This window comes from Nocardia sp. PLKS1-43 (assembly GCF_059510335.1).
This window is the reverse complement of record NZ_JCAJZQ010000011.1, coordinates 213,849-233,820: the sequence shown is the minus strand read 5'-3', so window position 1 is coordinate 233,820 and position 19,972 is coordinate 213,849. Positions and strand designations below refer to the sequence as shown.

Here is a 19,972-nt window from a genome sequence, read left to right as displayed (position 1 = left end):
CCACGATGCGCGGTTACCCGACCCGCACGACCGGATTCGGCACTCGCAGCGAATCGAAACATACTGCCCGGCAGGCTTTTTCCATTCCGGCCGATACGATTGCCGGGAATTCTCCGGATTTCTTGCATGTCGTTGCGCGGCGCTATAGCCTCGCTGACTAATCCATTCGAATCGATCAATTCACGAGGGCACCCTCGGGAGCTCCTCGTATTTCATGACAGGGAGCGCGTCGCGTGCGAGCCTCGGTGCGGACACTTGCCTTATTCGCTGCAATCCTCTTGTCCTGCGTCACAGCGGTTTCGGCGCACGCCGACGCCGATTCCGGAGCCTGCCGGTCCTTTCCGGTCCCGGTGGCGAAGGGACGCCTGGCCGCGACTCTCTGCACACCCGCCGGCAAACCCGCCGACACCGTCATGGTGCTGATGTCGGGCTCCAATTACAACGGAACCTACTGGGATTTCGCCTACCAGCCACAGACCTACAACTTCCGCGAGGCGATGAACCGGGCCGGTTACGCGACCCTGGTGGTCGATCGCCTCGGTAACGGCGCGAGTACTCACCCGGCGGCGCTGTCGCTCACCGCCAACGACACCGCCCAGGCATTGCACGGCATCGTCCAGGGCCTGCGACACGGCCTCGCCGGGGCCGCGCCCTACGCCAAGGTCGTCACCGTCGGCCATTCGCTGACCTCGGGTACCTCGGTCATGGAGGCCAGTTCCTATCACGACGTGGACGGCGTTGTGCTGACTGGTTATTCGCACGCGCTGAACATTCCGGAAACTCTCGGCGTGATCTCGACCTACCACCGCGCCGTGGACGATCCGGCCTTCGCCGGACGCGGCCTGGACGCCGGATACCTGACCACGCGCCCCGGCACCCGCATGCACGACTTCTTCGATCCCCGCGACGCCGATCCCGCGGTGGTGGCGCAGGACGAGAAGACCAAGGAGATCTTCTCGCTCTCGGAATACCCGGACGGGCTGATGTCGACCCTGCCCGGCATGTCGAGTGAGATCAACGCCCCGGTGCTCATCGTCGACGGCAGCCTGGACCGGTTGTCCTGCGGCACCGGCTATTCCGTCTGCCGGTCCGCCGCGACGCTGAAAGCCGAAGAGGCTCCGTACTTCGCGCCCGCGGCCAAGTTGCAGACCTTCGTACTCCCCGGCAGCGGCCACTCGGTGAACCTCGCGCGCAACACCGGCGCGTACCAGTCCGCACTCATCGATTGGCTGAATTCCACGGTCGGACACTGACATCGGATCGCCCACCCACGGCTGAGAAGCCGAAAATCAACGCCCGCACGAGCATTCGGCAATACTCCAGCAGATCCGCTGCGGCGGACCGCCCTCCGCCGGGTCGGCACGCCCCCGACCCGGCGGAAGTGGCAACGACCTGCCCGGACCGGTATGGTCGGTGACGCAAGGGGAACGCCGAGGGGATTCGATGCAACAGTTACTCAGGGTCACAGCAAAACGTCGGATATTCTCCTCGCCGCGCTCGGTTTTTCGCCTGTCCCGGCGTTACCATGAGCGGGTGCGGTGATGACGGCACGCACTTGCGCATGTACCGATGCGGTGTGTGCCAGTGATCGGAGAGCAGCGGAGAAAGCCTCATGACGGCAGAACAGGCCCAGATCGACCTCGTCACCACTCCTTTGGAGCAGCGCGGCCCGACAGCATTGCGAATCATGGTCGGTGGCCAGCTGCGCAAACTACGTGAGGCACGCGGGATCACTCCGCAGGTCGCCGGTGAGCACATCCGTGGTTCGCACGCCAAGATCAGCCGACTCGAGCTCGGCCGCACGGGATACAAGATCCGCGACGTCAACGATCTGCTGTCGCTCTACGGCGTCACCGACCCGACCCAGCGCGAATCCTTCCTCCGGCTGGTCGCGATGGCCAACGAGCAGGGCTGGTGGCACGGTTACAGCGACCTGCTGCCGTCCTGGTTCGAGAACTATCTCGGCCTCGAGGGTGATGCGAAATCGATCAGAACCTATGAGGGACAACTGGTCCCGGGCCTGCTGCAGACCGACGCCTACGCTCGCGCGGTCGTCTCGCTGGCACACGGCGAGCGGGAGGTCGATCGTCGCGTGGAACTGCGGCGCCGGCGTCAGCAGATCCTGGATCGGCACAACGGCCCGACGCTGTGGGCCGTCCTGGACGAATCGGTGCTGCACCGACCGGTCGGCGGTCGCGAGGTCCTGCGCGAGCAGCTGATCTACCTGGAGCAGATGTCGCACCGCAGCAACGTCACCATCCAGGTCCTGCCCTACCGCGCGGGTGGTCACGCCGCGGTCGGCGGCTCGTTCACCATCCTGCGCTTCAACGAGCAGGAGATCCCGGACGTCGTCTACCTCGAGCAGATGGCCAGCGCCCTCTACCTCGACCGCCCCGACGATCTCGAGCTCTACCGCGAGGTCATGGACCGGCTCAGCATCCAGGCCGACCCGCCCGGTCAATCCCAGGAACTCCTGCGCGCCGCCGCGGCGGAACTGGACTGAGGTCCCCGCCGACGAAGATCGCGACCATCGGCCTCGGCCCATCGGTTCGCCGTTCGGACATGCACAGGACGGATTCGCAGCGCGACCGCACTGCTCGAGTCGGCGACGGATGCGATCCGCCGACGCTCGCCTCTCCCGGCGCGGGTTCCGCATCGCGCGCCCGGTGCGGGGGCCGGGCGAGGCGAAACTCTCTGTGTAGCCCACGATCTCGGTGACCCCGGTCAATTCGCCGCGACCGCCGCCGCGGCGACGGGTTCGTACACGTCCGCCGAGAGCGGCTCGCTGTAGAGCGCTTCGATCCGGTCGGCGTATTTCTCGGTGACGACTCGGCGCCTCAGTTTCATCGTGAGCGTCATCTCCTCGCCGCCCGGTTCCCAGAACACGGGCATGATGCGGAAGCGTTTGATCTGTTCCACGCGGGACAGGCGGGCGTTGCCTGCGGCGACAGCGGTGCGGATCGTCTCGATTATCGACGGATCGGCGGCGAGGGCGGCGGCGGACGCGGCGGCGAGATCATGTTGGCGCGCATAGGCTTCGGCGGCCTCGGCGTCCAGGGCGATCAGGGCCGTGTTGTACGGGCGGCCCTCGCCGATGGCGGCGATAGCGCCGATCAGGGGCACACCCGCCTTGACGGTGTTCTCGATGACGGCCGGGGACATGTTCTTGCCCGCCGCGTTGATGATCAATTCCTTCTTGCGGTCCACGACGGTGAGGTAGCCGTCCGCGTCGATGCGGACGATATCGCCGGTGGACAGCCAGCCCTCGGGATCGATGGCCTCGGCGGTCTGCCGTTCCGAGCCGCGGTAGCCCTTCATCACCAGCGGGCCGCGCACCTGCAATTCACCGTCGGCGGCCTGACGCGCCTGCATCCCGGGCAGCAACCTGCCGACGGTGCCGAGCCGGGCATCGCGCGGATGGCTGACACTGCAGATGCACGACAGCTCAGACATGCCCCAGATCTCGGTCACCGGAATGCCGAGCCCGGCGAAGAAGCCCAGCGTGCCGGGCGAGATCGGCGCTGCCCCGGACATCGCCCAGCGCACGCGGTCCAGACCGAGCGCAGCGCGCAAGCCGCGCAGCACCAACTCGTCCGCGCGTGCCCATTCGGCCGCGACGTCATCGGGCACCGGCTCGCCGGCCAGCTGAAACGCACTGCGCCGCTGCGCGACCGCCAACGCCCACTCCATCGCGGCGCGACGCTTCTCGTCGGGTTCGCCCGCGACCCTGAATTCGATTGCGGCCTTAAGCTTTTCCCATACCCGCGGCACCGCGCCCCAGATGGTCGGATGCAGATCGGCCAGCGCGGGAGCGATCAGTTTCGGATCGGGCACACAGGTGACCTGGGTGCCCAGCACCTCCTGTACGTACAGTCCGGTGAGCCGGTCCGCGATATGCGCGCTGGGCATGAAAGAGGTGATGGTGTCGCCGAATTCGATGCCGAGCACGTCGGCGACTCCGTATACCTGGAACAGGATGTTCGCGTGGGTGGTCTCCACGCCCTTGGGGTTGCCGGTGGTGCCGGAGGTGTAGATCAGCGTCGCAACGTCCTCGGCGCGCACGGCCCGCCAGGCCGCCTCGAAGTCGAAATCCGCCGCGCCCGAGCCGATCAGCTCGTCGATCGAGAACGTCCCCTCGACCACCTTGTCCACACAGACGATGTGCTCGAGCCCGGCGGCGCCGGCCCGCAAGCGATCCGCGTACTGCGGCTCGCAGATCACCACGCGCGCACCGGCATTGCCCAGCACATGCGCCAACTGCTCGGGCGGCAGCGTGTTGTACACCGAGAACGACGTCGCTCCCAGATGCTGCGCCGCGACCTCGAGCGGATAGAACTCGAGCCGATTGGACATCATCAACGCGACGGTGTCTCCCCGTCGCACCCCGATCCCGGCCAGTCCGGCAGCCAGCATCCGCACCTGCCGGGCGTATTCACCCCAGGTCAGGGTCTGCCCGTCCCCGGGCGTCCGCAACGCCACCGACTCCGGCGCACGGGCCGCGGTGGCCTGGAACGCCTCGGGAAGCGTATGGAAGCGAGGGGTACTCATTTCCGCCGCTCCTCGATCTCGTGGAGGAGCTGGTGGACGGTGGAGTCCGCGGCGAGTTTGGCATCCAGGACGACGTTGATCGCGCCCCGGAACAGCGCGTACGGCTCCCAGCTGGCCGGGGCCACCGTACGTGCCGCGCGGCGGGCGATGCCGTCCGCGATGGTGCGGGCGGCCTGGGCAGCGGTGATGCGGATGTTCAGCGGCCAGGGCAGCAGGCCGTCGATGCGGCGGCCCAGGTCGTCCGCGTCGAGCATGTCGTGGGTCATGGCCGTCTCGACAATGCCGAAGTACGCGACCCCGGCGCTCGCGCCCGAGGCGGACAGCTCCACCCGCAACGCCCGGCCCATCTGCTCGACCGCGGCCTTGCTGATCATGTACGGCGAGCCGCCCATCCCGGGTGCGAAGGCAGCACAGGAGGACACCACCACGACATGCCCCCGCGAACGCACGATGTGGTCCAGCGCCGGATGCACGGTGTTGAACGCGCCGGTGAGATTGACACTCATCACCCGGTCGAAATCATCCGGGTCCATCGCGCGCACGGTCGAGGGCACCGGCGTCACACCGGCGTTCGCCACGACCACGTCAAGGCGGCCGTACTGTTCGATCACCTGCTCGACGGCAGCGGCCATCTGGGCGCGATCGGCGACGTCGGCGCCGATCGACAGCGCGCGGGTGCGCAGTTCACGCGCCGCCCGCAACGCCGCTTCGGCATCGATGTCGACCACGACGACGATCGCGCCGCGCGCGTGCAGGATTCGCGCGAGTTCCAGGCCGATGCCCTGCCCCGCGCCGGTGACCAGTGCGACCTTGCCCGCCACGTCGTAACCGGTCGAGCCGAAGCCCAGGGTTCGCAGCAGACTCATCAGGCCACCTCGTAGGCGTCGACATCGAATTTGGCTGTGCGGCGGCGATATTCGAAACTCCAGCTCGGATACAGGCCCGCGTTCTGCCCGTCGGGCGTGGTGTAGTAGCCCTGGCAGCCGCCGGTGAGCCATACCGTGGCCGCACTGCGTTCACGCATCTCCGCCACGAAGGCGTCCTGCACCTCCGCACGCACCTCCACCCGCGACGCACCGCGCTCACGCACGGTCGACAGCGCGTCCACGATGTAGGCGATCTGCGATTCGATCATGAAGATCGCCGACTGGTTACCCGCCGCACCGAACGGTCCCAGGGTGCAGAAGAAGTTGGGGAATCCGGCGACGCTCGTGCCCAGATAGGTCTGCGGGCGTTTGTGATACAGATCCGCGATGGATTCGTCCTCGCGCCCGATGATCCGCCCGAACGCGGTCGGGATAGGGGTGAATCCGGTACCGAAGATGATGGTGTCCACCGGGATCTCGTCCCCGGCGCGAGTCACGATGGATCGCGCCCGAACCTCGGCGATACCGTCGGTGACCACCTCGACGTTGTCACGGCCCAGCGCGGGCAGATACGCATCGGAGAAGATCGCCCGCTTACAGCCGATGATGTAGTCCGGAGTCACCTTGCGCCGCAACGCGATATCGCGAATCTGCCGCCGCAGCTGATAGCGGCCCATCAGTTCGAACGGATGCCGGAACCGGTTGTCCACGAAGCCGACCAGGCCGAAGCTCTCGATCATGGTGTACCAGGCGCCGCGAATCGTCTTCTGCGCCAACGGAAGCCGACGCAGCAGGAAGCGTTCGAAACCAAAGGTGGCCCGGTCCATGCGCGGCACGATCCAGGGCGCGGAACGCTGGAACACCGTCAGCTCGGCCACTTTCGGAGCGATCTCCGGCACGAACTGCACCGCCGAGGCGCCGGTGCCGATCACCGCGACGCGCTCGCCCGACAGATCGTGCTCGTGATCCCAGTGCAGCGAGTGGAAGGTCTTGCCCTCGAAGACGTCCAGTCCGGGGACCGACGGGTATTTCGCCTCGGCGAAAATCCCCGCGGCCGAGATGAAGAAGTCGGCGGTCAGGTCGCCGCGCGAGGTCTCGATGCGCCACAGCGACGCCTGCTCGTCCCAGCGCGCGCCGAGCATCTCGGTGCCCAGCCGGATATTCCGGACCACATCGTGTTCGGTTGCCACCGAACGGATGTAGTCGAGAATCTCGCGCTGCTGACCGTAGGTGCGCGACCAGTTCGGATTGGGCGCGAACGAGTAGCTGTACAGCTGCGAGGGCACATCGCAGGCGCAGCCGGGATACGTGTTGGCCTGCCAGGTGCCGCCCAGATCGTCGGCGCGCTCGAGCACGACCAGATCCTCGAATCCCGCCTCGCGCAACTTGATCGCCAGGCCGATCCCGCCGAAGCCCGCGCCGAGGATGACGATCCGGTGATGTTCGGTACTCATCGCCGCGCCTCCTGCCGCGCCTTGCCGGCGATGCCGCGCGCGATGGTGCGGGTGACGATGTTGTTCACCGGACTCGCCACACCCAGCAGCGGTTGCAGCAGCGGATTACCCTCGAACGCGAACGTCCAGGTCAATCGGGTTCCGCCGGATGCGGGCCGCAGCACCAGATCCTCGGCGAAGCGCTTCAGCCCGGGAATCGAGGCGGCGTCGACGGTGAACGTCATGCGCTCGCCCTCCTCCCAGCGATAGAACCGCTCCTCGAGCCGCACGACACCGCCGAGGGTGACCAGGCGGGTGGTTCCGACGCCGAACGGCCGCGGCGAAGTCCACTTCGAGGCGGTGATCACCGCCGACCAGGACACCAGCGCGTCGTCGGCGGTCAACATGTCCCAGACGTCCTGTGGACCGGCGGCGATGTCGACGGTGTGCACGTAGCGCCGGGCGGCGCCGGCCAGGAACGCATCGTCCGAGGCCGCCAGCGTGAATCGTGGAGTCATTGTGGCCGTGAGCCTTTCGGATCTACAGATCTAGTACGAGAGGGCCGTCGCAGCGGGAGACGCACACCAGCATGTGGTCCGCGCGGTCGGCGTCGGAGAGCAGCCGGTCGCGGTGATCGACCGCGCCGGAGAGCACACCGGATTTGCAGGTGCCGCAGAAACCCTGGCGGCAGGAGTACAGCGCATCGGGTTTCACCCGCTGGATCGCCGCGAGTGTGGTCTCCTGCGCGCCCACCCGGACGGTGCGGCCCGAACGCGCCAGTGTCACATCGAATTCGCGGCCGTCGAGCACCGGCAGCGGCGAAAAGCGCTCGGTGTGCAGCGATCCCGTGGGATTGAGCTCGAACAGGTTGCGCTGCGCGGCGTCCAGCACCGGTGGCGGACCGCACACGTACACCGCCGCACCGGGTGCGGCCTCGGCGAGGATGGCGGCGATATCGGGAATGCCGTGCTCGTCGTCGGTGCGGACCTCCGCGCCCTCGGGCAGTTCGCCCAGGAACGGCATACTCGCGCGGGACCGGCCCAGATACACCAGCCGCCCGCGTGATCCGGCCGCATGCGCCATCGGCAGGATCGGCGTGATGCCGATCCCCGCGGCCACGAACAGATAGGACGGCGCGGTCTCGACGAAGGTGAACGCGTTGCGCGGGCCGCGCAGCCGCAGCCGCTCACCCGGCTCGAGGGTGTGCATCTCGCGCGAGCCACCCTCGCCATCGGCGATGCGGCGCACCGCGATTCGATAGCGGAACCGATCGCGCGGACTACCGCACAGCGAGTACTGCCGTTGCCGCCCCGAAGGCAGGAAGACATCCACGTGCGATCCGGGCCGCCACGACGGCAGCGGTGCGCCGCCGGGACGGATCAAGGTCAGGCTCACCACGTCGTCGGCCTCGTCACGAACCGATTCGACCAGGACGTCCAGATCGAAACCGCTGCGCCGCACCGGATTCGGCCGGGACACCGCCGGCGCGGTGACGACCTTCTTGTACACGTCCATCACCACGCCCAGCGCCCGCAGGCCGACCATGGACATATCCACGCCCCGGCGCGGACGTTCGGCCGTCAGCGTCGATCCGGTGCCGGTGCGCTGCTCCGGCGTGCGGGGCGCCTCGGCCGCCGCATCGGACCCGCTCATCCGCGAGCCGCCGGGGAGTGCGCCAGATACCGCAGTGCGCTGTCCATCGAGCCCAGTTGGGAGGGATGGAAATTGCGGCCCAGATACCGCGGCATCTCGGTGAAGAACGTGGTGAAACTCGGAATCACGCCCCGCTTGGTGGCGCTGGCGAACTGCCAGAGCCAGTACCGGCCCTTGGCCGGGCTCGGATCCTTGCGGTACAGGTACGCGGTCGAGAAGATGAACAGCGGCAGCAGGAGTCCGCAGGCCAGCAGGCCGGTGCGGAACCGGCGCGCGTATCCGCCGTCGACGTGCATGTAGGCGTCGAAGACCACGCTGCGATGTTCCACCTCCTCCGCGCCGTGCCAGCGCACCAGGTCCAGCATCGTCGGGTGCATGCCCAGATCCTCGAGCACCTGGGACTCGAGCAGCCATTCGCCGATGACGGCGGTGAAATGCTCCATCCCGGCGAACAGGCCGAGACGTTCGCGCAGCCATTGCTCCTTGGCCCGCCCGCTCAGACCGTGATCACCCAGGACCCGGTCGACCAGCCAGGTGACCTTGGACACGTAGGACTCCACATCGAGACCGATGGCCTGCAGATGCTTTCGCGCGCCCTCGTGACTGCTGGCGTGCATCGACTCCTGGCCGATGAATCCGGTCACCTCTTCGCGCAGCCGCTCGTCGTCGATGTACGGCAGTGCCTCGCCGAGGCAGGCGGCCATCGCCCGCTCCCCCTCCGGCAGAACCAGATGCATCACATTCGTGACATGGGTTGCCAGAACTTCTCCGGGAATGTAGTGCATCGGTACGGACGAGAAGTCGAAGTGGACGTCCCGCGCGTGGATCGCGTGCGCTTCTTCCCGGTAGGGGTGCGGCATAGCACCGTTATCAGCCATGCCCCGACCGTACAAGACCACAAATCGTATTGCAATGTTGCAGCCACAAACTGGTGAAGATTGTTGCAATCGGAGCCGGAGCTGCTAGCGTCGATATATGCCCACCGCCTCCCGGACCTCGAAAGAAGCGCCGAAGACCGAGTCCATCGAGGGGCGCATCCTCGACGCCGCCCTGATCCAGTTCCAGCGCCTCGGCGTGAAGAAGACGACCATCGAGGACGTCGCCCGCCAAGCCGAGGTCGATCGGGTCACGGTGTATCGGCGTATCGGCTCCCGGGAGGATCTGGTGCGTTCGGTGACCGCGCGGGAGGTGCAGGCCGTCCTGACCGAACTGCGCGATCTGCCCGCACAGCACGACACCATCGAATCCGTGATCGCCGCGGTCTTCGTCACGGTCGTCACGCGCTGGCGCACCCATCCACTCGTCGAGCGCATGATCGCACTCGAACCCGACCGGCTGCTACCCCAACTCACCACCGATGGGGCGTCCTTCTTCACCATGGCCTCCACGGCCAGCACCACCATCCTGCGCCAGGCCCTGCGCGATCGCGGCCTGCCGGAGATCCCCGATCTGAGCACCCGCGTCGAAATCTCCTGCCGCATAGTGCATTCCCTCATCCTGCAGCCGGTCGGCACGGTCCCCCTGGACACCACCGAGGATCTGGAGACGTTCGCCCGCGACTACATCGTTCCCATCGTCGTCGGCTGAGCGCGAATCCACTCTGCCACAGCGAAAACTGGACCGCCGACGACGATGCCGTCGTTCCCGGCCGGATCGCCACGAGAACGTCAGCCGGAGCTGTCCCGCGCGCGGCAGTCGAAAACCGCACCGCCACAAGGGGTGCGCTCACAGCCGGCGACGGCAACCGAGATGCACCGGACCGCATGGAACACGCCGTGCGCAACGATCGGCCTCACGCCGAGGCCACCGAGCGGATCGCCGCGGCGACCGCCGCGACGGCCATCAACCGCACGGTGTCGACGTGTGCCTCGACCGAACCCGTTGCCGCGGCGATGAATCCGTCGCCGTCGTAGCGGGTGTGCGGTGGGGTCAGGGCGCGGGCCAGGCCGTCGTGCGCGCCCTGGGCGGCGATCAGACAGCCGGTCTTGTCCAGCCGAGCGTTGGTGAGGACCGCGCCGATCGTGGTGTGCGTGCGGGCGGTGTCGAATTCGAAGGGCTCGCCCATGATCGCGACGGCGTCGAGCGGGGTGTCCGCGTGGCCGTCGTCGATATCACCGAACGCGTTGACGGCACACAGCGCGCCGACCACCAACGGCCCCGATGTTCGCTCGGCATAACCGATTCCGCCCGGACGCCGCTGCTCACCGCGCCACTGCGAGGTGTACGCACCCGTCCCGGCGCCGACGCGGCCGTGCAGGATCTGCTCACCCGCACCGGCCTGTGCGGCGGCATAGCCGTGTTCGGGCTTCGGCCGGACGGACGGATCGCCCACGGCGAGATCGAACAGCGCCATGGTCGGCACCAGGGGCACCGGCCCGGCCGGGGTGGGCACGCCGCGTCCTCGCTCCTCCAGGTAGCGCAGCACACCGTCGGCGGCGGCCAGGCCGAAGGCCGACCCGCCGGTCAGCACGATCGCATCGATCGTGACCGCGGACTTGTCCACCGCGAGCGCGTCGAGCTCCCGGCTGGCCGGGGCCCCGCCGCGCACTTCGCACGAGGCGATGGTGTGCTCCGGCAACGTCAGCACGGTACAGCCGGTCTGCGCGGCCGGATCCGACCAGTGCCCGACCCGGATGCCCGCAATTCCGATCGTCATACGCACCCTCCTCCGCTCGTGATCGTCCCCGGCGATCATCGCACTACCGGTGGGCGCGCGCCCGTCCCGAGAGCACCGGGTCGGCGCGCTTCCTCTCGTTCTCGGCGGCCTGCGTTCGGCCGGACCGCCGATCGCGACGAGTCGTTCGCCGCACTGGACGCCTTCGCCGTGGCGGGCGGCAGCATGATCGATACCGCCGACGAGATCGGCTCCTACTGCCGCCGGGTAATTCGCGCGCACTCGCGATATCGACAAGCGACTCGCACTGCGGCAACGGCTATCCGCGCGGCGCCGTGAGGTCGTAGACGCTCGTGCCGTCGACCGTCGCCGCGGTGTAGTGCTGCTCGACCCAGGCGGTGATCTTCGCCGACTCGGAGTCGTCGCCGCCGCCGGGACCGCGGTTGTCACCGCCGATGAAGTAGTGGATGCGCCCCTGCGCCACATACCGCTGGAATTGCGCCAGAGTCGGGGCGGGGTCGCCGCCGCTGAATCCGCCGATCGACATGACGGGGACATTCGCGGCGAGCTGATAGCTGTTCGCCCCGTGCGAACTGACCGCCGAACCGGCCCAGGTGAACCGGCCCGCATCGGCTTTCAGCATGGCGACGATCTGCGAAGAGGGACCCGAATCCCAGCCCGGCCCGCCATTTCCGGGTTTCGGCTGCGCGCCGTCGGCCGGTTGCGCACCGGCTCCGGGCTGCGCGTTGTTCCCCGGGCCGGAATTGTTCCCCGGCTCCGCGTTGTTCCGCGGACGTCCGCCGACCTTGTGCCCGCCCGGATGCCCCCATCCCGATCCGGGCACCTGCGGACCCGCACTCGCCATCCCCCCGTCACCCTGCGACTTCCCCAGTGAGTCGACGGTGTACGCGACCGGCCCGGCCAACCCGGCCAGCACCGCCGCGAGGAGGGCCGCCATCGCGATCCTGCCGCGCGACCACAGGCCCAGCGCCATCGCGGCCACCAGCCCGGCGACCAGCACCGCCCACCGCAGCCACGGCACGAAATCCGGTGTGCGCGAGAGCGTGAGCCAGGCCATGACCGCGGTGAGCACCACACTCGCCGCGAATACGCCACGCACCCAGCCTGTTTCGCGCGCCCGCCAGGCCAGCACGCCGGCGCCGCCGACGAGCGCGGCGATCGCCGGGGCCATCGTCAGCGTGTAGTACTGGTGGAACGTCCCGTTCATGAAGCTGAACACCAGGCCGGAGACCACCAGCCACACACCCCACATCAGCAGCGCGCCGCGCGCCTCGTCGATGCGGGAACGCCTGCCGCACAACACGATTCCGGCCACCAGCAGGACCAGCGCCGCCGGGACCAGCCAGGTGATCTGACCGGCCAGCTCCGGCCCGAACAGTCGCGTGATACCCGGATCCCCGGCACGCGGCCCGAATCCGGAGGTGTCCAGCCGCTGAATCCCGTTGTAACCGACGGTCAGATCCAGAATCGAATTATTCTCCGAGCCACCGAAATACGGCCGCGCGTCGGCCGGCCACAGCTGCGCGATCAGCACCCACCATCCGGCGGCGACCAACAGCGCCACACCCGCGGCGCACAATTGCGCGATCCGCTTGCCCAGGCGCGGCGGACCGGCCAACAGATAGGCCGCAGCCAGCCCGGGAACCACCAGCATCACCTGCAATTGCTTTGCCAGGAAACCCAATCCGACGAACGCACCGCACAGCACGAGCCACCGCCAGCGCCCGTCGCCCAGCGCCCGCGTCATCGCCCACGCCGCGGCGATGATCAGGAAGGTGAGCATCGCATCGGGATTGTTGAACCGGAACATCACCACCGCCACCGGAGTCAACGCCAGCACCAGCCCGGCCAGCAGCCCCGCGGCGGGGCCGAACACCCGGCGTACCGTCGCCCACAGCAACGCCACCGAGCCGACGCCGAGCACCACCTCCGGAACCAGCATGCTCGCGCTGCTGAATCCGAAGATCCGCCCGGACAATTCCATCGGCCACAAGGACAGCGGCGTTTTGTCGACCGTCACGATATTTCCCGGATCCAGCGACCCGAAGAAGAACGCCTTCCACGACAACGTTCCCGATTGCACCGCGGCGGCATAGAATTCGTTCGCCCACCCACCGGCGGTGAGATTCCAGCAGTAGGCCGCGGCCGTGCCGATCAGCAGCACGGCCAGAAGCAGACGTTCCCGTGGGATTCCGGCCCGGGGCGAGGCGGTTGCGGGGGCCGGGCGCGCGGCCGCGCCGGGCTCCGCGGTGGCAGTCTCGGTCATGGTCAGCAATCCTGCGCGATCACCCTGCCAGGGTTCTGGGCCGGCACTGGGAGAACCCTGTGAGCCTCGGCCGCACCGAAATCGTGCCGAGGAATACGGGCACCCGCCGGACGAAAAATTCCGAGGTTCCCTTTCCGGCGGGCGTCCGAAATAGACTGTAATCGCTGGATTCTCCGACGCCGGCGTTATTTCCTTCAATAACCGAGCGGCCTCGCGGATCAGGGCATCGCCACCCGGCCGAGCGCGAACACCGACGCATTGTTCCGTAACGACCGCGCCGGTCCGGCATTGCGCCGGGAATCCTCCGATTCCGGCGCATCGTCCGAATCCGGCTGCCACGCCGGGGTATTCCGCACCGCGAGCGCACGCGATATCTGCGCGCCCGTGGTGCGCAACAACGGCACCATCGCCCGCGCGGCATCGGTATTGGGCACGATCGCCGACAACGAGGCCACCACCTCGCGCCCGTTCGAGCGCAGCGGCACGGCGATCGCGGCGTTCGCGGGATCGATCAGTCCTGGACAGAACGCCGCACCGGTCCGGCGGATCTCACTCAGCAAGGCGCGCAGGGCGTTCGGCTCGGTCACCGTCCGCGCCGAGAGCGCGGGCAGCGGGCCCGCCAGCACGCTCTCCTGCACCGCCGGGGGGCCGTAGGCCAGCAGCACCAGCCCGGCAGCACTGGCATGCAGCGGCAGCCGCGAGCCGGGCCCGCGCAGCACGGTCTGCACAGCGTTCGGCGCGGACAACGTCTCGATGAACATCGCCTCCGCACCCTGCCGGACGCTCAGATGCACGTTCTGCCCGATCCGCGCGCTGAGTTCGGTCATGTACGGCACCGAGGTCCGCACCAGCTCCCGGGTGGGCGCCGCCCGGGAGACCAGCTCCCACATGCGCAGCCCGATCCACACCCGACGGTCGGCATCGCGCTGCAACCAGCCGCGCTCGACCAGTTCGGACACCATCCGCGAAACCGTCGGTAACGAAAGACCCGTCCGCTTCGATAACTCGGAGACGGTGATGACCGGACTGTCGTCCTCGAACGCCTCGAGCAGGCGAGCCAATCGAGAAAAGACGGACTCACCGTTGGAATATCTGGCCATCTACGACTTACCTTCCGGTATATCCGGGACACGCAGCATCGATCCGCTGCGTTGCGGACGCGACGGGTCTCGACTTTGTCGTATCGCCCTGGCTGTCCCCTGCTCGAATGCTTAGAATTTTCTGTGCGTCGCGCTTCGTTGTAACCAAGGAAAGCTATTGTCGGCGGAATTTCATACAAAGAAACCCCCACCGTGATCGAAAACACGACCAGGTGGGGGTTTGCTTTCTTTTTGTCCGGATTATCCGATGCTGAACGGCTTGCCCCAAACCGTCACATATCCGATCGACGACGGGGTGTACACCTTCGCCTGCGCGAACGAGCGGGCCTGGGCGTACCCGCCGCAACCGTCCACCGCGAAGGTCTCGTCGTGCCAGGTCAGGCTCTGGTGCGGCCCCTTCACCGACTGGTACGGGTTGTGCGAATCGGCGCCGAAGTCGTCCGGCACCTCCACATCCAGCAGATTCAGCACCTTGGCCTGCCCCGCCGCGAGCGTCAGCGTGGTAGAGGCACCGCCGGTCGCCGACACGGTGGCCGGATTCGTGCTCAGATCCGCGGTGCCGCCGGCATCCACTCCGGGCACGATTCCGCCGCTCAGATCGACCTGGCAGCCGACGATGTAGCCGACGACCAATCTGGTCGAGGTCTGCGGATCCTTCGCCGAGCCGCCGGTCAGATTCACCTCGGCACGGCCGCTGGTCCACGCGTTGCGGCTCAGCGGAGTCGCGTTCAGCGACGGATTGATATTCGCCGATTCTCCCGTGATGTCGACATTCACGACGGTCCCGTCACCGATGGTCCGGGTTATGTGCCCGCCCGGCAGCGGGACGAAGGTGTCGGCGTCGGCCGCACCCACGGAGAAGTATCCGAACGCGGCGGTGGCCGCGAGTCCGATACCCGCCATCCGGGCCATCAGGCCCATGCGAACAGTATTCATGTGAGTATTCCTCGATTCGATTTCGCCGGAGCGAAATGCCGTGGGTTGCAGGCGAAATCAGCCGAGGCTGAACGGCTGGCCGTAGAGGGTCGTCTTGGCGTAATCGGGCCCGACGATTTCCACCGTCACCACCTGGCGCGCCTGGGCGTAACCCCCGCATCCCTGAATCTCGACCTGTTGATCCTGAAGATCGAAGTTGTATCGACCCGACCGGGTCATATCCTTCTCGTCGAAATTCACCCACTTCACCTGTCCGGGCGCGAGCGGCACCGACAGCGACCCGGACAGGGTCGGTGACGTGCTGATCGATCCCGACAGCGCCGCCGAGAAGCTACCCAGCGACACCTGGCAGCCCACGAGGTAGCCGACGGCCATCGTCGAGGCGCCGTGGGTCGAGGAATTGTTCGTCCCGGCATCGTTGTGTGGCCCGTTCCAAGGGCCGACTGTGCCGGGCGGAGTCGTCACATTCGCGGTGATGTGCGAGCTCAGCCAGGCGACCCGGCCGGCCCCGTTCGCCGCCAGCGACGGCGAGATGTTCACGCTGTTCCCGACACTGTCGATGGAAACACCCGGGTCCACGATGTGTTCGTCCGGCAACGGCACAAACGTGTCTGCGTTCGCGGCTCCCGTAGATAGGAAGCCGATCGCGGCGCTGACCGCCGCGGCCGTGCCGGCGGCCCGGAAAATCCGGGCGCCGACACCACAATATTCCCTCATCTTTGTCCCTCACTACCTTCATCGGTATGCCCCGCACAGGCGCGGCAATCGTGTGGCACGTGGACGGTTACGCCTTCGAATTCGCAATCCGCCGAACACGCACCGTCCCGAACGGTAGCTCGAGTCACTATTTACATCGGTCGAACTTTCTTTCATTGCAGAAAGTATGATCGAAATTCGTACACCGCCGTTTCCATCAATGAAATCCTTCCTTCAAGGAAATCGCGGTGGCGAGGCCGGTGAATTCGAGGCGATGCTGGTAGCGGCCCGTACGGAGGGCAGGACAAGCACTCGTCGAGCACGCACCCGGTACTGCAGCCGGAACCTCGCGACCTGCCACCGTAAGACCACCGGGCCTGCGCGCGTGCCCGCCGAAATGTATGTCCCCTCATCATGTTTCGGCGGGCACGCGACTTCCCCTCTCCCCCAGGCGAAAGCAGGCTGCCGTGCGACGCGTCCTTCCCATCCCGATCGTGGCCGGCCTCGGCCTTGTGTTCGGCGCCGGTCTCCTCGGCTGCGGAAGCGCCCACGCCGCAACATCTTCCGCCGACTGCCTGTGGGCGGGGTCGCCGCATACGGAAGGTTCGGCCGTCGTCTCCGGCGGCTGGGACTTTCGCTGCGCCGACGACCACGGCACGCCGACCTGGCGGCCGGCCGGACGCACCGGCGCGCACAGCACGGTGCCGACGCCCGGCGCAGCCACCAATCCGACCGGGCTGTTCAGCGTCGGCGCGCGCCAACCCGGCACCGCCTACGACGACCACTGCGTCGGCGACCAACTCGTTCCCGGCACCGACGACGTGTATCGGTCCTACTCCGGCGGCGACGGCAACCTCTACTGGCGTGCGGTCGCCCCGATCTCGCAGTGGTCCTTCGATCCCGGCACGACGCGTCCGGCCCCGACGACGCGTACCTCGAGTCTGTGCCACGACGGCGATCTGACGTGACCACTCGGTAGAAAATTCGCTTTTACCGCCCGCGGCGAGCAAACTTCATCGAATGGACCAGGAGAACGGGCCGAAACCCGAGTTGTTCAGTCACAGCACCGTCGCAGTCCCCACTCCGGCGAACCCCACCGCCGAGGCGAAGGCGCAGCGCCCCGTCTTCAGCAGCGCACCCGCCGCGCCGCCCGCCCCGGCCGACCACGACCGCTGAGGTTCGCGCGGGGGCGCACAACGACGCTCCGCACCTATTACGGTGTCGGTGAGACCATCACCTCACCTCAGGAGAACTGACCGCCGTGAACGCACTCGCCGACAAGGCCACGAAATTCCTCGCCCTGCACAAGCCCGGTGAACCGGCGATCCTGCCGACCGTCTGGGACGCCTGGTCGGCGAACCTCGTGCAGCAGGCCGGATTTGCGGCACTGACCGTGGGCAGCCACCCACTGGCCGATTCGCTGGGCAAGCAGGACAAAGAGGGGATGACCTTCGCCGAGTCGCTGGCCCGCGTCCGTGAGATCACCAGTGCCGTGGACATTCCGGTCTCGCTGGACATCGAGGCCGGATACGGGCAAAAGCCTGCCGAACTCATCGAGGGCCTGGTCGAGACCGGCGTCGTCGGCCTCAACATCGAGGACACCGTGCACAGCGAGGGCGGCCGCCTGCGTGAGCCGCAGGAGCACGCCGATTTCGTCGCCGCCCTGCGTCAGGCCGCGGACGCCTCGGGCGTGCACGTGGTGATCAATGCCCGCACCGACCTGTTCCTGCGTCAGGACGGCGAGGAATCCGATCGCACCGACCGCGCCATCGCCCGTCTGCGCCTGGCCGCCGACGCGGGCGCGGACGTCCTGTACCCGGTCGGCCGGCACGCCCCGGAAACGTTGCGGCGCTTGACCTCCGAACTGCCCCTGCCGGTCAACGCCATCTCCACGCCCGACCAGAGCGACCGGGCCTACTTCGCCGAACTGGGCGTTGCGCGAGTCAGTTTCGGTCCCTTCCTGCAGGCCGCGCTGGCGACCGAGACGAACCGCCTGTTGCAGCGCTGGAGCTGATTCCACTCGCCCCCGGAGCGGTCCGACCGGGCGATGCGCTCGTCACCTGGTCGGAACCGCCTACGAGCGCCGCACGTCCCACCCGGCAGACGACGGCGGTCGGATTGCACCCCGGTGACCGGCCCCTCGTAGCCCACGGCCGGTTCGGCCGGGCGCTCCCAGGCATCACCGAGGTGCCGGTCGGTCGAATTCGCCAGTGCCGCAGAGGCAGCGGCGGTGAATTGAGCGAGGCGATCGACCCGCGCGGGCGCGGAACGCAGAATCGGGTGACGGTCGAACTCGACACCCCGGCACGCTTGCAGCACTTCGTATTTCATTGGCAACGGTTCATACAGCATCGCGGTGCTTTCGGACACGTTCCATTTCTCTGGACATGTCACCCCCTTCGGAACTACTGATGTACGAACGGATTCCGTTCTACGCCAAGTTATAGCGAAGCAGAACAGCACGACCTACCATGTCGGCTGAGACACGAAAGATATCCACTGCGATCCTCCCCCGCGAATCATATTCCAGCACGGAGCATTCCGGTACGGACGCATCCAATACATTGTTTTTCCGTAATTCAGTTTTCCGAACCGGCGCATTCCAGAATGCGCCCCTCGAAAAGCTGTCGTACGGCAATGCATTGCGACGCACCGTATTCCAGAATCACCACCTCCGGTACGGACTCCTCCGGCGAGGGCGGCACGTACGACACCAGATTGCGAGGCAACGCCATGACAGGACCAACGCTCGCGCGCCGATCGCTCGGCCGCCGGCTCCGAAAGCTCCGCGACGCGGCCAAACTCAGCCAGTCCGCGGCCGCCCGAGCCGTCGAGTTGTCCCCACAGTCCATCGGCAGACTCGAGGACGGACAGGCGACCCGAGTGTCCGGGCTGCACATCAACGCGTTGTGCAACCTGTACGGCGTCTCCGACGAGGAGCGCCGATTGCTGCTGGAACTGGCCCAGGAGGCCCGCGAGGCAACCAAATCCGGTGGGAAGTGGTGGCGGGCATATGCCGATCTGTCGCCCGACGGGTTCGAGCATTACCTCTCGCTCGAGGAGGTCGCCAGCAGATTTACGTCGTTCCAGAACGCGATGGTTCCCGGCCTGCTGCAGACAGCCGACTACCGGCGCGCCGGAGAATGGACCATACATCCACAGGATTCGAGTTCGGATGTGGAACGACGTGTCGAAATGACGATGCGCCGACAGGAACGTCTGCAGGACAACAAGTTCGAAGTGAATATGTTCATGTTGGAGGCGGCCCTGCACCACCCTGTGGGCGGTGCGCCGGTGATGAACCGGCAGATGCTCCATCTGGAGCGGCTCAGCCACCTGCCCAATGTCGCGATCCGAGTCATCCCGCGCGACAGGGGCAGCCATCTCGGTCTGCACCTGGGTTCGTTCGTACTGCTGGAGTTCGAGAGGCTGTCGGCAACCGGTTTGGCCGAACCGCCGGTCGTGTATGTGGAAGGTTTCACCGGAGACCTCTATCTGGAACGTGACACGGAGGTGGATCGGTATACCAACGCGATCACGGAGCTGAGCCGGGTAGCGTTGGACGAGGATCGATCCCGGACGCTGATGGGTCGGATCGCAAGGGAGTACCGAGCGTGAACCACGAACTCTCCCAAGCTCGCTGGTTCAAATCCAGCCGCAGCAAAGAGACCACCGCCTGCGTCGAGATCGCCCACCTCACCAACGGCTCGGTAGGCGTCCGCGACTCGAAGAACCGAACCGGCCCAGCCCTGGTCTTCACCCCTGAAGAATGGGATACCTTCACCACGACCCTCCAGAACGGCAGTCTCGACCACGCCTGACCGGACAGGGACCGGTGG

Annotated in this window: 20 protein-coding genes; 8 read left to right on the top strand and 12 right to left on the bottom strand. The window is 67.0% G+C overall.

Going from position 1 to position 19,972, the window contains the following annotated elements; all coding sequences use genetic code 11:
* Positions 1-350 precede the first annotated feature (350 nt).
* Positions 351-1,253 carry an alpha/beta fold hydrolase gene (locus AC5WS7_RS31330; protein ID WP_495958194.1) on the top strand — a complete coding sequence of 301 codons (903 nt, stop codon included), beginning with the start codon at positions 351-353 and terminating at the stop codon, positions 1,251-1,253.
* A gap of 359 nt (positions 1,254-1,612) precedes the next feature.
* On the top strand, positions 1,613-2,503 hold the full coding sequence (locus tag AC5WS7_RS31325; protein ID WP_495958193.1) for a Sco1979 family transcriptional regulator: 891 nt from the start codon (positions 1,613-1,615) through the stop codon (positions 2,501-2,503).
* Positions 2,504-2,724: 221 nt separating this feature from the next.
* Here AC5WS7_RS31325 and fadD11 read toward each other — a convergent pair whose 3' ends face one another.
* From fadD11 to AC5WS7_RS31295, 6 genes are read right to left on the bottom strand one after another with little or no spacing between them, the layout of a single operon-like run.
* Complete coding sequence (fadD11, locus tag AC5WS7_RS31320; RefSeq protein ID WP_495958192.1) at positions 2,725-4,548, bottom strand: fatty acid--CoA ligase FadD11; 1,824 nt, start codon at positions 4,546-4,548, stop codon at positions 2,725-2,727.
* Positions 4,545-5,414: a short-chain dehydrogenase/reductase gene (locus AC5WS7_RS31315; RefSeq protein ID WP_495958191.1), complete on the bottom strand. Its 870-nt coding sequence runs from the start codon at positions 5,412-5,414 to the stop codon at positions 4,545-4,547. The genes fadD11 and AC5WS7_RS31315 overlap by 4 nt, the downstream gene beginning before the upstream one ends.
* The gene (locus AC5WS7_RS31310) at positions 5,414-6,868 is read right to left on the bottom strand and encodes a flavin-containing monooxygenase (RefSeq protein ID WP_495958190.1); all 1,455 of its coding nucleotides are present in this window, start codon (positions 6,866-6,868) and stop codon (positions 5,414-5,416) included. Before AC5WS7_RS31310 ends, AC5WS7_RS31315 begins: the two co-directional genes overlap by 1 nt.
* A complete protein-coding gene (locus AC5WS7_RS31305; RefSeq protein WP_495958189.1) occupies positions 6,865-7,365 on the bottom strand; it encodes an SRPBCC family protein in 501 nt (166 codons plus the stop codon). The genes AC5WS7_RS31310 and AC5WS7_RS31305 overlap by 4 nt, the downstream gene beginning before the upstream one ends.
* 22 nt (positions 7,366-7,387) lie before the next feature.
* Positions 7,388-8,500: a PDR/VanB family oxidoreductase gene (locus tag AC5WS7_RS31300; RefSeq protein ID WP_495958188.1), complete on the bottom strand. Its 1,113-nt coding sequence runs from the start codon at positions 8,498-8,500 to the stop codon at positions 7,388-7,390.
* Positions 8,497-9,378: a metal-dependent hydrolase gene (locus AC5WS7_RS31295; RefSeq protein WP_495958187.1), complete on the bottom strand. Its 882-nt coding sequence runs from the start codon at positions 9,376-9,378 to the stop codon at positions 8,497-8,499. The genes AC5WS7_RS31300 and AC5WS7_RS31295 overlap by 4 nt, the downstream gene beginning before the upstream one ends.
* A gap of 97 nt (positions 9,379-9,475) precedes the next feature.
* On the opposite strand from AC5WS7_RS31295, the gene AC5WS7_RS31290 reads away from it, so the two are divergent.
* Complete coding sequence (locus tag AC5WS7_RS31290; protein ID WP_495958186.1) at positions 9,476-10,087, top strand: TetR/AcrR family transcriptional regulator; 612 nt, start codon at positions 9,476-9,478, stop codon at positions 10,085-10,087.
* A 205-nt stretch (positions 10,088-10,292) separates the two neighbouring features.
* On the opposite strand, the gene AC5WS7_RS31285 is transcribed toward AC5WS7_RS31290, so the two are convergent.
* The 5 genes from AC5WS7_RS31285 to AC5WS7_RS31265 form a co-directional block, all read right to left on the bottom strand.
* Positions 10,293-11,156 (bottom strand): P1 family peptidase, encoded by an 864-nt coding sequence (locus AC5WS7_RS31285; RefSeq protein ID WP_495958185.1) that lies wholly within the window; start codon positions 11,154-11,156, stop codon positions 10,293-10,295.
* Between the two features lie 277 nt (positions 11,157-11,433).
* Positions 11,434-13,401: a glycosyltransferase family 39 protein gene (locus tag AC5WS7_RS31280; RefSeq protein WP_495958184.1), complete on the bottom strand. Its 1,968-nt coding sequence runs from the start codon at positions 13,399-13,401 to the stop codon at positions 11,434-11,436.
* 218 nt (positions 13,402-13,619) lie between these two features.
* A complete protein-coding gene (locus AC5WS7_RS31275; protein WP_495958183.1) occupies positions 13,620-14,501 on the bottom strand; it encodes an IclR family transcriptional regulator in 882 nt (293 codons plus the stop codon).
* Between the two features lie 240 nt (positions 14,502-14,741).
* Positions 14,742-15,437: an MspA family porin gene (locus AC5WS7_RS31270; RefSeq protein WP_495958182.1), complete on the bottom strand. Its 696-nt coding sequence runs from the start codon at positions 15,435-15,437 to the stop codon at positions 14,742-14,744.
* 57 nt (positions 15,438-15,494) lie between these two features.
* The gene (locus AC5WS7_RS31265; protein WP_495958181.1) at positions 15,495-16,040 is read right to left on the bottom strand and encodes an MspA family porin; all 546 of its coding nucleotides are present in this window, start codon (positions 16,038-16,040) and stop codon (positions 15,495-15,497) included.
* Positions 16,041-16,600: 560 nt separating this feature from the next.
* Here AC5WS7_RS31265 and AC5WS7_RS31260 point away from each other — a divergent pair.
* From AC5WS7_RS31260 to AC5WS7_RS31250, 3 genes are all read left to right on the top strand, one after another.
* Complete coding sequence (locus AC5WS7_RS31260; RefSeq protein ID WP_495958180.1) at positions 16,601-17,101, top strand: hypothetical protein; 501 nt, start codon at positions 16,601-16,603, stop codon at positions 17,099-17,101.
* A gap of 52 nt (positions 17,102-17,153) precedes the next feature.
* Positions 17,154-17,309: a hypothetical protein gene (locus AC5WS7_RS31255; RefSeq protein ID WP_495958179.1), complete on the top strand. Its 156-nt coding sequence runs from the start codon at positions 17,154-17,156 to the stop codon at positions 17,307-17,309.
* 85 nt (positions 17,310-17,394) lie between these two features.
* Positions 17,395-18,147 (top strand): isocitrate lyase/PEP mutase family protein, encoded by a 753-nt coding sequence (locus tag AC5WS7_RS31250; protein ID WP_495958178.1) that lies wholly within the window; start codon positions 17,395-17,397, stop codon positions 18,145-18,147.
* Positions 18,148-18,712: 565 nt separating this feature from the next.
* On the opposite strand, the gene AC5WS7_RS31245 is transcribed toward AC5WS7_RS31250, so the two are convergent.
* The gene (locus tag AC5WS7_RS31245; RefSeq protein WP_495958177.1) at positions 18,713-18,868 is read right to left on the bottom strand and encodes a hypothetical protein; all 156 of its coding nucleotides are present in this window, start codon (positions 18,866-18,868) and stop codon (positions 18,713-18,715) included.
* Here AC5WS7_RS31245 and AC5WS7_RS31240 point away from each other — a divergent pair.
* Positions 18,867-19,751: a helix-turn-helix domain-containing protein gene (locus tag AC5WS7_RS31240; protein ID WP_495958176.1), complete on the top strand. Its 885-nt coding sequence runs from the start codon at positions 18,867-18,869 to the stop codon at positions 19,749-19,751. The two genes, AC5WS7_RS31245 and AC5WS7_RS31240, sit on opposite strands and share 2 nt — an antisense overlap.
* Complete coding sequence (locus AC5WS7_RS31235) at positions 19,748-19,954, top strand: DUF397 domain-containing protein (protein WP_495958175.1); 207 nt, start codon at positions 19,748-19,750, stop codon at positions 19,952-19,954. Before AC5WS7_RS31240 ends, AC5WS7_RS31235 begins: the two co-directional genes overlap by 4 nt.
* Positions 19,955-19,972: the final 18 nt, after the last annotated feature.

What these genes read in the sequence shown, in the direction of transcription:
- AC5WS7_RS31325 (WP_495958193.1), top strand. Translation starts at nt 1,613, where the DNA reads ATGACGGCAGAACAGGCCCAGATCGACCTCGTCACCACTCCTTTGGAG.
- fadD11 (WP_495958192.1), bottom strand. Translation starts at nt 4,548, where the DNA reads ATGAGTACCCCTCGCTTCCATACGCTTCCCGAGGCGTTCCAGGCCACC.
- AC5WS7_RS31315 (WP_495958191.1), bottom strand. Translation starts at nt 5,414, where the DNA reads ATGAGTCTGCTGCGAACCCTGGGCTTCGGCTCGACCGGTTACGACGTG.
- AC5WS7_RS31310 (WP_495958190.1), bottom strand. Translation starts at nt 6,868, where the DNA reads ATGAGTACCGAACATCACCGGATCGTCATCCTCGGCGCGGGCTTCGGC.
- AC5WS7_RS31305 (WP_495958189.1), bottom strand. Translation starts at nt 7,365, where the DNA reads ATGACTCCACGATTCACGCTGGCGGCCTCGGACGATGCGTTCCTGGCC.
- AC5WS7_RS31300 (WP_495958188.1), bottom strand. Translation starts at nt 8,500, where the DNA reads ATGAGCGGGTCCGATGCGGCGGCCGAGGCGCCCCGCACGCCGGAGCAG.
- AC5WS7_RS31295 (WP_495958187.1), bottom strand. Translation starts at nt 9,378, where the DNA reads ATGGCTGATAACGGTGCTATGCCGCACCCCTACCGGGAAGAAGCGCAC.
- AC5WS7_RS31290 (WP_495958186.1), top strand. Translation starts at nt 9,476, where the DNA reads ATGCCCACCGCCTCCCGGACCTCGAAAGAAGCGCCGAAGACCGAGTCC.
- AC5WS7_RS31285 (WP_495958185.1), bottom strand. Translation starts at nt 11,156, where the DNA reads ATGACGATCGGAATTGCGGGCATCCGGGTCGGGCACTGGTCGGATCCG.
- AC5WS7_RS31280 (WP_495958184.1), bottom strand. Translation starts at nt 13,401, where the DNA reads ATGACCGAGACTGCCACCGCGGAGCCCGGCGCGGCCGCGCGCCCGGCC.
- AC5WS7_RS31275 (WP_495958183.1), bottom strand. Translation starts at nt 14,501, where the DNA reads ATGGCCAGATATTCCAACGGTGAGTCCGTCTTTTCTCGATTGGCTCGC.
- AC5WS7_RS31270 (WP_495958182.1), bottom strand. Translation starts at nt 15,437, where the DNA reads ATGAATACTGTTCGCATGGGCCTGATGGCCCGGATGGCGGGTATCGGA.
- AC5WS7_RS31255 (WP_495958179.1), top strand. Translation starts at nt 17,154, where the DNA reads ATGGACCAGGAGAACGGGCCGAAACCCGAGTTGTTCAGTCACAGCACC.
- AC5WS7_RS31240 (WP_495958176.1), top strand. Translation starts at nt 18,867, where the DNA reads ATGACAGGACCAACGCTCGCGCGCCGATCGCTCGGCCGCCGGCTCCGA.
- AC5WS7_RS31245 (WP_495958177.1), bottom strand. Translation starts at nt 18,868, where the DNA reads ATGGCGTTGCCTCGCAATCTGGTGTCGTACGTGCCGCCCTCGCCGGAG.